The organism is Pseudomonas sp. AC463, assembly GCF_979253585.1.
Genome location: NZ_CEEDDZ010000972.1, coordinates 1 through 249, shown reverse-complemented (window position 1 = coordinate 249; position 249 = coordinate 1). Strand labels below are relative to the sequence as shown.

The window sequence follows — 249 nt, the reverse complement described above, 5'->3', positions numbered from 1 at the left end:
CGTCGACACCGCCCGCCTGAACAGGGCGATGCTCGCCGATCCGGCGGGGGTCGAGGCGCTGTTCGCGGACGGAACCGGGGCGAGCGGCGGCGGCCTGGCCGCGGCATTCTCCGCCATCGCGACGCGGCTGACGAACAAGACCGGCGGACTGGATGCGGCGGCGACCCGATACACCAAGCAACAAACGGACCTGAGCACGGCGCAATCCAAGATCAGCGATCTTTCGACTGCCGCGTCGGACCGCCTGAC

At 69.9% G+C, this 249-nt stretch carries 1 protein-coding gene; it reads left to right on the top strand.

Annotated features, from left to right (window positions below; all coding sequences use genetic code 11):
- Positions 1-28 precede the first annotated feature (28 nt).
- Positions 29-249 (top strand): hypothetical protein (locus AC0IYH_RS33135; RefSeq protein WP_471838636.1); only part of this gene is annotated, 221 nt, incomplete at its 3' end.